Here is a 14,444-nt window from a genome sequence, read left to right on the forward strand (position 1 = left end):
TATAGAGATAAAAGCACCACGGCACCCAGTAAAAAGCACTAATTTATAGCAGTAGGTGTTGGGTGCCTATAAAGATTGAGTTAATTATAGGCACCCGCAACGTAAATTGCTGGTTATCTAGGCTTTCGTCTTAAGTCTAAGGTGTATGGGTATTCACCTGCTGGTTCTTCTGGCGGCGGCGCCATAGGCTTAGGTAACTTACCGTGCGGGAAGAACTCGCGTACTGCGTTTAGGTCTGGGCGCGGGGTAATTGGCCCAGGGGTGTGCCCCATTTGATCGAACCTATTTACCCTGCGCGACTCGGCTTCGAACGCGTTTACAGGGAAGGTTTCGTAAGTGCGACCGCCCGGGTGCGATACATGGTAAGTACAACCGCCAATGGCGCGGCCATTCCATGCATCAATAATATCGAACACCAATGGTGTGTGCGTGCCCAATGTAGGGTGCAATGCCGAAGGCGGTGCCCAGGCGCGGTAGCGTACCCCAGCAACATACTCGCCTTTTTTACCTGTGTTGCGCAGCGGCACACGGCGACCGTTACAAGCAACCACATGCCGCCCCTCAGTTAAGCCTGTAAGTTTTACCTGTAAGCGCTCTACCGACGAGTCGACGTAGCGCGCAGTACCCGAGCTGCCTATCTCTTCGCCCAGCACATGCCAAGGCTCTACGGCCCAGCACAGCTCCAATTCGATATCGTCTACTTCTACCCGACCGTAATGGGGGAAGCGGAATTCTTGGAACGGCAACAACCACTCTTCGCGGAACGGAAAACCGTGGTCGTTTAGGTCTTTAACCACATCTTTTACGTCGGCCCACACGTGGTGAGGCAACATAAATTTATCGTGTAGCAACGTACCCCAGCGCACCAGCGGTTGCTTGTAAGGGTTTTGCCAAAAACGCGCGGTTAAGGCGCGAATTAACAACATTTGTACCAGCGACATTTGATAGTGCGGCGGCATTTCAAAACCGCGGAACTCCAATATGCCCAGCCGCCCTGTGGGTGAATCTGGCGAGTAGAGTTTGTCTATACAAAATTCTGCCCGGTGCGTGTTGCCGGTAATGTCTATTAGCAGGTTGCGCATTAGTCGATCGACTAGCCACGGTTCGTTGACAAAACCATCTGGCATTTGCTCGAAAGCTATTTCCATTTCGTAAAGCATTTCGTCGCGGCCTTCGTCGGCGCGCGGCGCCTGACTGGTTGGCCCCACAAACCCACCAGAGAACAAATACGACAAGCTGGGGTGGTGCTGCCAATAGGTCACAAAGCTGCGCAGTAAATCTGGCCTGCGCAAAAATGGGCTATCGGCGGGCGTGGCCGCACCTAGGGTTACGTGGTTGCCGCCGCCGGTACCGGAGTGACGACCATCTAACATAAACTTCTCGGTGCCTAAACGCGACTCGCGTGCGGCTTTATATAGCTCGGAAGTAGTGGCGACTATTTCATCCCAGTTGTTCGCTGGGTGAATGTTGACTTCTATTACACCTGGGTCTGGTGTAACCAATAATTTAACAAGGCGCGAATCGCGCGGTGGCTCGTAGCCTTCAATAATTACCGGCACATCCATTTCTTTGGCTACGGCTTCTATGGCCGCAATAAGCGCTACATAATCATCCAATAGCGGAATGGGCGGAATAAATAAATGCAGTTTGCCCTTGCGGCTTTCTACACATAACGCGGTGCGCACAACGGGTACGGTTTGCGTTTGTTTTGCGTTTGGTTCTTTTACCGGCTCGGCCACTTGCGGCTGAATTTTTTCTGCGCCTTGTAGCAATTCGCTGTGCGGAGCCAACGACTGGCGTTGCTCGAACGGATCGGGTTTTACATCGAGTTCTTTTTCTTCTTCGAGCGGTAGCGACCCCAATGGCAAACGCAGCCCCATGGGGGAGTCACCTGGAATAAGCACAATGCGCTCGCGTCGCATTGGCCATTTGCTACTTATCCAATTGTTGGCTAAGTCTTTGGCTAGGGGCAGTACAAAACCTGTGGGTTTATCTATGCCCTTTTCAAGTAAATGCACTAAGCGTTTACGGCTTAAATCGTTGCGCATTACCGAGTTGCACAGTTTATCTATGTTGTTGGGCAGCGAGCGTTCTTCTAGCAGGTAATGCAAACCATCTTCATAGGCGGGTTGGGCAAAGTCTTTTTCCAGGCCCAGTTTGGCAGCCAGTTTGCGTGCAAATTTGGTGCTGGTAGTTAAACCGTGGCCGTAGTCTTTATCTACTCGCGCTAGGAGTTTGTGATCGGCCCACAGTGGCTCGTTATCTTTACGCCAAAATAAACCCAGCGCCCAGCGCGGAATTTCTTCGCCCGGGTACCACTTACCTTGACCGTAATGCAGTAAGCCGTGCGGGGCAAAGTGATCGCGCAGTTTTAACAGTAGGGTTTTCGCTAAGCGCAGCTTATCTTCGCCTAGGGCGGCGGTGTTCCACTGTGCCGATTCCATATCGTCTATAGAAACAAACGTTGGCTCGCCACCCATGGTAAGGCGCACATCACCGGCTTCTAATTTGCTATCTACAAATTTACCTAGAGCAAGTACTTCTTGCCACTGCTGCTCGGTGTAAGGTTTGGTTACGCGCGGGTCTTCGTGGATGCGCGCGACGGTATTTAAAAAGTCGAATTCTACTTCGCACTTATCGGTAAAGCCGGCAATGGGTGCGGCAGAACTTGGGTCTGGCGTACACGCAAGTGGGATATGGCCTTCGCTGGCAAACAAGCCCGAGGTTGGGTCTAGCCCTACCCAGCCTGCACCGGGTAAAAATACTTCGCACCACGCGTGTAAGTCAGTGAAATCTTCTTCTGCGCCCGAGGGGCCATCTAATGATTTTTCGTCGGCTTTTAACTGCACCAAATAACCCGACGCAAAGCGCGCAGCTACGCCCAAGTGGCGGAACAACTGCACCAGTAACCACGCCGAGTCGCGACAGGAACCCAGCTTTTTCTCTAGGGTTTCTTCTGGCGTTTGCACACCCGGCTCTAGGCGGATGGTGTAATCCACTATTTTTTGAATGCTTTGGTTAAGCTCTACTAAAAAGTCGTTGGTGGGCCTAGATTTAAGCGATACACCTTTTACTAGCTCTGCAAACTTGGGGCCGTAATCTTTGGCTTCTAGGTAGGGCAGCAACTCTTTCTTTTGTTGATCTTCGTATTCAAACGGAAATTTTTCGGCATACTCTTCTAGGAAGAAATCGAACGGGTTGATTACCGTCATATCGGCAATAACTTCTACTTCTACCGAAAACTCTTTGGTTTTATCGGGGAACACCAACCGCGCAAGGTAGTTGCCAAAGGCGTCTTGCTGCCAGTTTATAAAATGCGTTTCGGGTTTTACTTTAAGGCTGTAGCTGGTAATAGGCGTACGGCTATGGGGCGCGGGGCGCAAGCGCACGACATGGGGCGACAGGTTAACCATGCGGTCGAATTTATAATACGTGTTGTGCTGTAAAGCGACACGGATAGTCATACATACACCTAAGAGCGTTAACGAGAGTAGAAATAGCCCGCACACTTGGCGTGCGGGCGAAATGGGTATTAATGGGTAAAGCTAATAAAGCCGAGCAAATTAAATGGTTGGAAACCACCGGTTGGCAATTATCGAATGGATTGTTGCCAGTTTTAACTGCAGTTCATTCAGGTAATCGCGCAGGGGCATGCCCAGCTCATCGTAATTTACATCTTCAAATACTGTGGCCTGTAATTCTTGCAAAGATGTGACCACTGGCCGCGATCGCGGTAATTTTGCAGCAGAATCTGCAATTGCCGCTAAGCAGTGATGAATAGAACGCGGAAATGCTGGGTCTTCTAGCAGGTAATTAAGTACTGCTTCGCCCTTAACCGAGGTTCTTACTGTGCGGCGGTAGCTTTGATCGGCACCGGCAGAGCGCAATACGTTGCCCCAAATAATTTGGCGGCTGTTCACTACTGTGTCGTCTTCCTCTAGCGATAACACCGCCGCTACACCAGCATCAACTATGCGAGTAGTCATATCGGCACGCTCTAGGTTTCTGCCTAAGCGCAAGAAATACCATGCGGCGTCGTGTGGCATGGTGCCGTATAGCAAACCTAAAATTTGTTGGCAGCCTTTTACTACGCCATCTAGAAACTGGTGACGCTTAGAGCGGTTGATGCCCTGCTGTAAGTTTTCTTGCACATACAGGCTTAGCTCGTTGGTTAGCTCCCAGGTTTCTTCTGGCACAACATCGCGGGTGGTGCGTACGTTTTCACGAATTAGCGCCAGCGACGACACAATCGAAGAAGGGTTAGATTCGTCGCCCACCAAAAACTTAATAACGTTGCGCTCGTCGTGCACTTTGTAGCGATCTTCAAAATCTATTTGTTGGCTATTTAGGGTAATAAGGTTGTACCAACTTAGGTCGACGTTGCGCGGCAAGTCGAACAGTAGGTTGTCGTATACCTGAATTAAACGCGCGGTGTTTTCTGCACGCTCTAGGTAGCGCGCTGTCCAATACACCCTTTCTGCTACTTTAGATAGCATTGTCATGTGTTACTCCTCCACTATCCAAGTATCTTTACTACCACCGCCCTGCGACGAGTTAACCACCAGTGAACCTTTGCGCATTGCCACGCGGGTTAAGCCGCCTTTGGTAACGTAGGTATCTTTAGATTGCAAAATGAAGGGGCGCAAATCTAAGTGGCGCGGCTCTAGGTCGCCTTTGCCAACAATGGTTGGTGCAGTAGAAAGATTAAGCGTTGGCTGCGCAATATAGTTGCGCGGGTTAGCTTTTATAAGCTCGGCAAACATGGCCTGATCTTTTTTAGTGGAGTGCGGCCCCACCAGCATACCGTAACCGCCAGATTCATTTGCGGGTTTAACCACTAGCTTGTCTAAGTTGGCCAATACATATTCGCGCTGCTTATCGTCGTAGCACAAAAAGGTTTCTACGTTAGGTAGTATTGGGTCTTGGTCGAGGTAGTATTTGATAATGTCTGGCACGTAAGCATACACCACTTTGTCGTCTGCCACACCGGCACCGGGTGCATTAGCTAAGGCCACATTGCCTTTGCGCCACGCGCGCATTAAACCGGCAACGCCGAGCACAGAAGTTTTATCAAACACTTCGGGGTCGAGGAAGAGATCGTCGATACGGCGGTAAATCACATCTACTCGCTCTAGCCCAGAGATGGTTTTCATGTATACGATATCGTCGCTTTGCACCACCAAGTCGCTGCCTTCTACTAGCTCAACACCCATTTGTTGGGCCAAATAAGCATGCTCGAAGTAGGCGGAGTTAAAAATGCCGGGGGTAAGCACCACAATGACGGGCTTTTTAATTCGCCGTGGCGAAAGCGCAACCAGGGTATCGAATAGGCGTGCGGGGTAGTCATCCACACGGGCGATATCAATTTTTTCAAATAGCTCTGGCAATACGCGCTTGGTAATAGCGCGGTTTTCTAGCATATACGACACGCCAGACGGTACGCGCAGGTTGTCTTCTAATACGTAGAATTCGCCATCGTCGGCACGCACTAAATCGGTACCGCAAATATGTGCCCATACGCCGTGCGCTGGGTTCATGCCTTCGCATTCTTTGCGGTAGTTTTTAGATTGTTTGAGAATAAATTCGGGGATGATGCCGTCTTTGATAATTTTTTGGTCGTGGTAGAGGTCATCGATAAACAGGTTAAGCGCCTGTAAGCGCTGCTTTAAACCCGCTTCGGCTCGTTCCCACTGCTTAGATGAAATAACACGAGGAATAATATCGAATGGCCAGGCGCGATCGATGTTGCCACCTTCGGTATATACCGTAAACGACACGCCCATCTCTTTGATGGTACTTTCTGCCGATTGTTTGCGCGATGCGATATCTTCTTCGCTTAGTGACCGCATTAACGACACAAGCTTTTTAGCTTGCTTGCGCGCATTGCCATTAGAATTAATCAGCTCGTCATAAAATTTATCTGACGAGTAGGTACTCCAATCTATTGCCATTCCGTATACCCGCTAACTTATTGAAGAGGCTTTATACCAACTTAACAGGGAAATAACCTGTGTGGCATTGAATTATCTTTTATTGGGAACATCACGCACCAACGTTTGGAATGTGAACCTGTTAACCTGCAGGATTCACGCCTACTTCATTACATTGATAAGTAAATTGTTACCAGTTATTACCAATTCGGTACAAAAGCCTCACCGCACGCCGAATTGGCTGGTTTAGGCGGAACAATACAGGCAAGAATAGGCGCCAGCAAGCCAAACACGTTAACATTTAACAGTACGATACTGTTTGCACGATCATGGCACAGTCTACGCGAATGTAAAGGGGGGAAGGCCTGAAACCGCCTTAAAGCAGTGCACACAAGCAGACTTGTGCTCAGCTACGGAACACAATAATGCCATGCCACACTAAAAGCGTGTGGTATGGCACATGGCGCTTTACTGAGTGAGTTAGGCGCTGCGCCTTTATACACTGCGACTCACTTATTTCAACGCGTGCTTAATTATATTTGCAGCTACTTTGTTTAACGGAAGCACTTCTGCTGCCGCATCCAATTTCACTGCAGCGCCGGGCATCCCCCAAACAATAGAGGTGGCTTCATCCTGCGCAATTGTGTGACTACCGGCATCACGCATCCGCTTCAGTGCTTCAGCTCCGTCGGCACCCATACCAGTTAAAATGACGCCCATGGCTTTGTTGCCCACCTGCTCGCATACTGAATCGAACAATACCTCTACCGATGGCCTATGACGATTTACCATTTCGCCGGAATCCAACAAGCAAATATAGCCCTTAGCAGTTTTGCTTACTTTAAGGTGGGCATCGCCAGGGGCAATATACACACAGCCTTTTTCTATAGGCTGCTGGTGTTGCGCTTCGTATACTTTTACCGCACTAGCACCATCTAAGCGTTTTGCGAACGATGTGCTAAATGCAGGTGGAATATGCTGGGTAACAACAATAGGCGGACTGTTTAAAGGCAGACTAGATACAACCGCTTTAATAGCTTCAGTGCCACCAGTAGACGCACCTATGGCACACAAAAAGCCTGTTTTAAGCGACTTGGACTGAGCCACAGCATCCAACCCTGTAGCTTTAGCTTTGCCTACCCCTTCCATAGCCGTTACATTTGCGCCCGCCGCACAGATAAGTTTGCGAATAATCTCGTCGCGGTACTGGCTTAAACCTAAATCGGAATGCTGCTTGGGCTTGCCGATAAAGTCCACGGCACCCAAGCTTAACGCTTCGAGTGTTTCTGGCGCCCCTACTTGAGTGAGAGTAGAAATCATTACCACTGGTAATGGGTGCAAACGCATTAGGTTTTTAAGAAAAGAAATACCGTTCATGCGCGGCATTTCTATATCCAGTGTTAGCACATGGGGGTTAAGTTGTTTGATCATTTCGCGCGCTTGATAAGGGTCTTCTGCCGCGCCACACACTTCTAGCCGCGGGTCGCTGGTAATCATTTCGCGCAGTAATGAACGGATGAGAGCGGAGTCGTCAATTATTAGTACTTTTATAGGTTTCATCTTGGCTCCTGCTAAAACAGTTCTACATCGCCCGCACTGGGCTTAGTGGCCAAAGAATCCAAGTAAGCTTTTTCTTGTTTAACCAAGTTAGTATCTGATGCAATACCCATTTTTTTCATTTTGGCTTGCCCTGTTGCGGCAAAATAAAGAATTTTTCTTGGGTAGTTACCGCCTAAATCTTTTGCAATAACAGGCAGTTCATCATTAGCTAAAAAGCTTTCTACAAATTCTATATTGCGCTGGCCTATATCCATGCGCACCATATTTGCCAGCACCCGCCCGCCGCCGAATAATTTGATCTCCAGCCTATTGCGCATACCGCCGCATTTAATAATGCTATTTATTAAGTGCTCCATCGCCCAGTTGCCGTAACACAGCTCGGGGTTACTCAAGCTATTGCGAGTGATTTCATGCCCTGCGGCTTGTTCGGGTAACATAAAATGGTTCATACCTCCTACACCGGCAACTGGGTCGCGGATACACGCAGCGATACACGACCCCAGCACAGTCACTAACATTTCGTCGTTTTTAGTTACATAGCATTCGCCAGGCTGTAATTTTACGGCCACCTTAGCGAAACGAGCATCCCAGTAGCGGTATACATTGGTAAACCCTGGTAGCGCAGGCTTTAAACGAGCATCTGCTTTACTTGTTAATCCCTTTAACATTTTCAGTACGCTTTTTGATAAATAGTACGGCCCATACTGTTAAATCTATCGGTAACCTTATAGAGGTTTTCCGAATGGCCAATAAACAGGTGGCCATTATCAACGAGCATATCCGCGTAACGGTTGAAGAGTTTTTTCTGGGTTGGCAAATCGAAATAAATCACCACGTTCCGACAGAATATAATGTCGAAAGAACCGCGCATTGGCCATTCGTGTAATAAGTTGAGCTGACGAAATCGAATTAATTCGCGCACGCTGTCTTTTATTTGAACGTTATTGGAAGTTTTATCCCTTTTAAAAAACTGCCGGTATTTATCCGGTACGCCCTCGGCTCTATCAATGGGGTAAACCGCGCCCGCGCCTTTGGCAACCACATTGGAGTCAAGATCGGTGGCTAGAATTTTCACATCCCAACCCTTTAGGGCCGAGAAGCTTTTAAAAACCATGGCTATTGAATATGGCTCTTCGCCTGTAGAGCAACCTGCAGACCAAATTCTAATTTTACGACTCGCTGCATTAGCCCGCATTAAATTTGGAATAACAGTACGTGCCAAATATTCAAAGTGGTGTATTTCGCGAAAAAAAGCCGTAAGGTTTGTAGTAATTGAATTGATAAACTCCGTTTTTTCGGCCGCGGGCGATGCTTCCAACAAGTTACAATACTGATTAAAATCAGATAACCCAAGCGCGCGTAACCGGCGCGACAAACGACCATAGATCATATTGCGCTTATGATCGGAAAGACTAATGCCTGTCCACTCCATTGCAATACGTTTTATTATTTCGAAATTGGCAATAGACATAGGAAACTCACGCGCTTCGTGATCCCCAACTACTGCTGTTCGACTTGGGTTAACCATGCTATAAAACCGAGTATTTATACAAACAAAGAGGCGATGAGTTGCATCGCCACACACATTTAAGCGTTAAACGTTAAAAGTCTTCCCAGTCGTCATCTGAAACGCTGGGTGCGCTAGAGGCGCGAGTAGAAACGCTCTTTTTCGCTGGGCGAGCACTAGCACTAACGACCATGTGTTGTTGATTTTGCGATATAGTGAAAAACGACACCTCTTCCATTAGCCGCGCTGCTTGCTCTGCCATGGCCTCACCTGCGGCCGATGCTTCCTCTACGAGTGCTGCGTTCTGTTGCGTCATTTCATCCATTTGCGAAATTGCAGTGTTTACTTGCTCAATACCCGAGGTTTGCTCGGTTGCGCCATTGCTTATTTCCTGCATCATATTACTTACGGTTTCTACCGACGACACCAGCTCTTCTAGGGTTTCACCAGAGCGATTGACCAGCACTGTGCCATCCTCCACCTTAGAAACACTATCGCGAATAAGCTCTTTAATTTCTTTCGCCGCAGCGGCTGAGCGCTGAGCAAGGTTTCGTACTTCACCTGCCACTACCGCAAAACCTCGCCCTTGTTCACCTGCGCGCGCGGCTTCTACTGCGGCGTTAAGGGCGAGCAAGTTAGTTTGGAAGGCGATTTCGTCGATTACGCCGATAATGTCGTTAATTTTTTTACTGGATTCGCTTATTGCACCCATTGCCTCAACAGCTTTAGAGACTACCTGACCACCTTCACCTGCTTTTTTCTGAGCAGACATAGCTAGGGTATTAGCCTGTTGTGCGTTTTCGGCGCTTTGCCTTACGGTAGAGGTCATTTCTTCCATACTAGAGGCGGTTTCTTCTAGTGAAGAAGCTTGCTCTTCTGTGCGCTGACTTAAATCGGCGTTGCCCTGTGCAATTTCATTAGCCGCTGTGCTTATTGCATTTGAGGCAGTTCGAATTTTGCCAATAATATCGGTAAGTTTTTCGATGGTACCGTTGGCGTTTTCTTTTAATTCGCCAAAAGATCCGTCGTAATTGCGGGTAATACGCTCTGTTAACACGCCACGCGCCATAGAGCCAAGCACACGCGAAATATCATTCAGCGCCACTTCAACTGTAGTGACCAAATCATTCAGGCCTTTCGCTAACCCTAAGAAGAAACCGTTCTTGCCATCCAGTGAAATTTGTTTAGTAAAATCACCCTGAGACGCGGCCGCCACCATTTCGTCTATTTCTTTCTCTATTGCCACTTCAGCGGTGCGATCGGCCCATTCCACAACAGCGCCAATTTTCTTTCCATCTACAAAAATGGGGTTTGCAATAACAGTGAATGATCTACCGCCCACCTTTGCACCGCCGTTATACGTGCTGGTGAGGTTATTCAATAGATTGCGTTGATGCGCAGGGTTTTTATGGAATACATCCATATTGGTTCCCACCAATGTGCGGCTATCAAAATTGGGGAGGTCGCGTTTAATATCCGATTCTGCATTTTTGAACATGCCGTTTACAGATTCGTTCATATATAAAATATTGCCTTCAGGGTCGGCAATCATGACATTTGCGGTGACGCTATCTAGCGCGTAGCGTACACGTGCATTCTCTGCCGCTATCGCCGCCAATTCGTTTTGTTTTTTCACTTCTTCGGTTTTATCAAGCCACTCTACAAGTGTGCCTAACCGCTCACCATTGCTATTAAACCAGGGCGTGGCAATCAAGCCGAACACCATATCGCCTATGTTTAATGTTGTTTTGTAGGGTGTTTTAAGTTCTCTTAGCAGATTGCGTTGATGCTCTGGGCTTTTATGAAAAGTATCAACGTTGGTGCCAATTAAATCTTTTACTTTGAAGCTAGGCAGGTGTTGCTGCAATTCCTTTTCGCGCTCTTGTAGCATTTCTACTACTGTATCGTTCATATAAACAATATTCAGTTCATTATCGGCAAGCATCACATTTGCCTGACACAATTTAAGTGCGCTAGCCTGATTGGACTCTCGGCGAACTTCAGTAATATCCGTCGCGAATTTTATTACGCGATATACTGAGCCATCCTCGTCGAGGAGAGGGCTATAAGTCGCATGTAGCAAAACAGATTCACCATTGCTTGTAACCCGCTCTATTTCGCCCGACAGACTTTCGCCACGGCGTAAATTACTCCAAAAATTCTTGTAATCGTTGCTATTTCTATATTCATCTGTAACGAATATTGAATGGTGCTTACCTTGAATTTCATTTAAGCTGTAGCCCATCGCATTTAAAAACAGATCGTTTGCGGTTTCTACAACACCTTCTGGCGTAAATTCAATTACGGCCAAAGCACTTCTTGCCGCATTTACTTTATCTTCTAACTCTTTTTCCTGCCGGCTGTGACCACCGCCAAACAACTCAAACAATTTTTTCATATCTTTTACCCGTCCCTATTTCACAAATTCTGTTAATACGTTGATTAAACTTGCACCTGGTCTTTCAGGGTAGAAAGATCTGGCATACCGTCGAGTTTTAGCAAGCGATCCATATCGAGTAGAATCACCATTTTGTTGTCTATATTTGCTAGCCCTCGAATAAACTCAGTAGCAACAGAATCACCTAGGTCGGGGGCGGGCTTCATATCGCGAGGGTTAAGGGTATATACATCGCTAACTGCATCCACAACTATGCCAACCGTACGGCTGCCTTGTGCAGTTTTTACTTTTAAAACAATTACTACTGTAATCGGCGAGTAATCCACAACCTCCAGACTAAAACACGTACGCAAATCGATAACAGGCACGATGGTGCCACGCAAATTAATTACCCCTTTTATATGATCGGGCGCGTTAGGCAGTGGCGTGGCCGACTCCCAACCGCGAATTTCTTGAACGCAAAGAATATCCACGCCGTATTCTTCCTCTGCCACAATAAAGGTTAAGTATTGATCGGTTACGCTAGAATCCAAACCGCCATCCATAGCGGTATTATTAGTTCCCGTAGATGACCGATCAAGATTGTCAGTTTTTTCCATCGGTTCCATTACTTACCACCTCGTATTAATTTAGCGTTTTTGTACTGCGCATAACCTGATAGCCATCGACACGCGTACTGGTATTTTGCGCAACCACTAGCTTTTGAGAAAACAGGTCGACAATACTTTGCACATCTAAAATAAGCGCCACCGTACCGTCACCCAATATTGTTGCGCCAGAAACACCTTCAACCTGTTTGTAATTTTGCTCTAAGCTTTTTATTACCACCTGTTGCTGGCCTAATAACTCGTCAACAATTACCCCAACCTTCTGACCATCGAATTCCACCACTACCATCAGTGCGCCTTCAATCGAATCGGTATCAGAAGGAATAGAAAAGGTTTTACTTAACTCGATAATGGGAACATATTCATCGCGCAAGCGAAAAACCTGTTGCCCGCCAGCTAGCTGGTTTACGTATTCGCTGCGACACTGCATAGATTCCACAATAGAAATAAGCGGGAAAATATAAATATTGCCGCCAACGCGAATTAACTGACCATCGAGAATAGCAAGGGTAAGTGGCAAACGAATTGTGATAGTAGAACCTTCACCTAGCTTAGACGCTATATCGACAGCGCCATTTAAAGCTTGAATATTACGCTTAACCACATCCATACCTACACCGCGACCAGATACATCCGTAACCGCTGCGGCAGTAGAAAAGCCTGGCTGAAATATAAGATCGTAAACTTGCTCGTCAGTCATCATTGCTGCATCACTAGCACTTATTATTTTTTTGTCTATCGCTTTTTGCAAAACCTTATCGCGATTCAAACCAGCGCCGTCGTCTTTTATTTCAATAACGATATTGCCGCCTTTATGGTAGGCATCAAGCGTAATGGTGCCCACTTCTGGTTTGCCTGCGGCTAGCCGCGCTGCGGGCAGTTCTATACCGTGATCCACAGCATTGCGCACTAGGTGAACCAGTGGGTCACCAATTTTTTCCATAACTGTTTTGTCTAGCTCTGTATTTTCGCCGTGTATTACCAGCTCGACTTGCTTCTCTAAACGCTGGCTTAAATCACGCACCAAACGTGGAAAGCGATTAAAAGAAAAGCTAATAGGCAGCATGCGTATACGCATTACGCCTTCTTGTAATTCTCGGGTGTTTTGCTCTAGTTGGTTTAAGCCCTCAACAAGCCGGGGCACTTTAGCAACATCTACATCTTCACTTAATTGCCCCAACATAGACTGCGTAATAACAAGCTCGCCCACCATATTGATAAGGTTGTCGATTTTATCTATTCCAACACGAATAAATGTCGCATCCGTACTTGCTTTGTTGGCAGGCTTGGCTTTGCTCGCTTTAACTGGTTCCTTTTGTTCAACTACCGAAACCGGCGCTAAAATAGGTGTTAATTTCGCCTCATTAGAATTAACCGCCTCGGCTTCTGTTTGCCCATCTTCTCGTGGTGCAGCAACAAGGGCCGATATCGTTAACTGGCTTTCATCGGCCACCCATTCGAAAGCGGTTTCTATTTCGGTTACTTCGGTGTTAGCTTCTAGCTTAATATCCCAACCTAAATAACAACTTTCTGGCTCAAAATCGGCAAAATCTGGCAGCCCTTTAGTGTCGGCTTTACTATGATATGTACTGCTTAAATTCTTTAGCTCTGCGAGAATACGCAACGGGTCGTTACCTGTACGCATAACATCGATACTGGGTACGAAATGTATTTTCCAGCAATGGTTATTTTCATGTTGATCAATGGCCAAAGGTTGGCAATCACCCGATCGTGTAATCGAAATATCTGCCAAATCGGTCACCCATTCAAATACTTCCTCTAGCGCATTTTTTTCTATCGATGCGGGCACGCTGGCACGCCAAGATAGGTAACATTGCTCTGGGTCGAAACCGCCCCACTCAGGTAGCGCGTCGCTATTAGCAACTAACTGCAGCGCACCTGTGTTACGCAATTCCCGCAAAATACGCGCAGGGTCATTACCGGTTTGCATAATTTCAAGGCTAGGTTGAAATGTTATTAGCCACGGGGCATCGGCATCGCTATTTACAGTGGGTGCAGCCTCAGTTTTTTGTGCGGGCGCAGGCCCTTCGTTAGCGAGAATAGCTTCAAACTGACGTTGCAACGTAGCCGCCTGCTCTGTTTTTTCTAATTCGCCACTTTGCGCAAGGGCTAACATTTCGCGCAAACAGTCCACCGATTCCAATAAAAGATTAACGTGCGTCAGCACTAAACTGCGCTGGCCAGAACGCACTTGATCTAACAGTGTTTCTAATACGTGCGTGAAATCGCAAATGGCGTTAAAGCTAAATGTGGCACTACCGCCCTTTATCGAGTGCGCGCAGCGAAAAATGGCGTTAATGGTTTCGTCATCAACATCAGTGGGATCTAGCTCCATAAGCGCAGACTCCATAATATCCAAGCCTTCTACGCTTTCTTCGAAAAAGACTTGATGAAACTGCGACAAATCTATGCTCATGACA

Annotated in this window: 9 protein-coding genes; all 9 read right to left on the reverse strand. The window is 47.4% G+C overall.

What is annotated here, in order from left to right:
• Positions 1-113: 113 nt before the first annotated feature.
• Positions 114-3,464, reverse strand: a complete 3,351-nt coding sequence (locus SDE_RS16240) for a DUF2126 domain-containing protein (protein WP_011469572.1) — start codon at positions 3,462-3,464, stop codon at positions 114-116.
• Between the two features lie 99 nt (positions 3,465-3,563).
• A complete protein-coding gene (locus tag SDE_RS16245; RefSeq protein ID WP_011469573.1) occupies positions 3,564-4,502 on the reverse strand; it encodes an alpha-E domain-containing protein in 939 nt (312 codons plus the stop codon).
• A 3-nt stretch (positions 4,503-4,505) separates the two neighbouring features.
• On the reverse strand, positions 4,506-5,951 hold the full coding sequence (locus SDE_RS16250) for a circularly permuted type 2 ATP-grasp protein (RefSeq protein WP_011469574.1): 1,446 nt from the start codon (positions 5,949-5,951) through the stop codon (positions 4,506-4,508).
• A gap of 492 nt (positions 5,952-6,443) precedes the next feature.
• Positions 6,444-7,490: a protein-glutamate methylesterase/protein-glutamine glutaminase gene (locus SDE_RS16255; protein WP_011469575.1), complete on the reverse strand. Its 1,047-nt coding sequence runs from the start codon at positions 7,488-7,490 to the stop codon at positions 6,444-6,446.
• An 11-nt stretch (positions 7,491-7,501) separates the two neighbouring features.
• Positions 7,502-8,158, reverse strand: a complete 657-nt coding sequence (gene cheD, locus SDE_RS16260; RefSeq protein ID WP_011469576.1) for a chemoreceptor glutamine deamidase CheD — start codon at positions 8,156-8,158, stop codon at positions 7,502-7,504.
• Positions 8,159-8,160: 2 nt separating this feature from the next.
• On the reverse strand, positions 8,161-9,018 hold the full coding sequence (locus SDE_RS16265; protein WP_011469577.1) for a CheR family methyltransferase: 858 nt from the start codon (positions 9,016-9,018) through the stop codon (positions 8,161-8,163).
• A gap of 73 nt (positions 9,019-9,091) precedes the next feature.
• Positions 9,092-11,395, reverse strand: coding sequence for a methyl-accepting chemotaxis protein (locus SDE_RS16270; RefSeq protein WP_011469578.1), 2,304 nt, complete (start codon positions 11,393-11,395; stop codon positions 9,092-9,094).
• Positions 11,396-11,439: 44 nt separating this feature from the next.
• The gene (locus SDE_RS16275; protein ID WP_011469579.1) at positions 11,440-12,003 is read right to left on the reverse strand and encodes a chemotaxis protein CheW; all 564 of its coding nucleotides are present in this window, start codon (positions 12,001-12,003) and stop codon (positions 11,440-11,442) included.
• A 16-nt stretch (positions 12,004-12,019) separates the two neighbouring features.
• Positions 12,020-14,440: a chemotaxis protein CheA gene (locus SDE_RS16280; RefSeq protein ID WP_011469580.1), complete on the reverse strand. Its 2,421-nt coding sequence runs from the start codon at positions 14,438-14,440 to the stop codon at positions 12,020-12,022.
• Positions 14,441-14,444 lie beyond the last annotated feature (4 nt).

Source organism: Saccharophagus degradans 2-40 (assembly GCF_000013665.1).
In the GTDB taxonomy this organism is placed as follows: domain Bacteria; phylum Pseudomonadota; class Gammaproteobacteria; order Pseudomonadales; family Cellvibrionaceae; genus Saccharophagus; species Saccharophagus degradans.

Bases quoted from the DNA above. Each gene is read 5' to 3' on its own strand.
- SDE_RS16240 (WP_011469572.1), bottom strand. From the start codon at position 3,464: ATGACTATCCGTGTCGCTTTACAGCACAACACGTATTATAAATTCGAC.
- SDE_RS16245 (WP_011469573.1), bottom strand. From the start codon at position 4,502: ATGACAATGCTATCTAAAGTAGCAGAAAGGGTGTATTGGACAGCGCGC.
- SDE_RS16250 (WP_011469574.1), bottom strand. From the start codon at position 5,951: ATGGCAATAGATTGGAGTACCTACTCGTCAGATAAATTTTATGACGAG.
- SDE_RS16255 (WP_011469575.1), bottom strand. From the start codon at position 7,490: ATGAAACCTATAAAAGTACTAATAATTGACGACTCCGCTCTCATCCGT.
- cheD (WP_011469576.1), bottom strand. From the start codon at position 8,158: ATGTTAAAGGGATTAACAAGTAAAGCAGATGCTCGTTTAAAGCCTGCG.
- SDE_RS16265 (WP_011469577.1), bottom strand. From the start codon at position 9,018: ATGGTTAACCCAAGTCGAACAGCAGTAGTTGGGGATCACGAAGCGCGT.
- SDE_RS16270 (WP_011469578.1), bottom strand. From the start codon at position 11,395: ATGAAAAAATTGTTTGAGTTGTTTGGCGGTGGTCACAGCCGGCAGGAA.
- SDE_RS16275 (WP_011469579.1), bottom strand. From the start codon at position 12,003: ATGGAACCGATGGAAAAAACTGACAATCTTGATCGGTCATCTACGGGA.
- SDE_RS16280 (WP_011469580.1), bottom strand. From the start codon at position 14,440: ATGAGCATAGATTTGTCGCAGTTTCATCAAGTCTTTTTCGAAGAAAGC.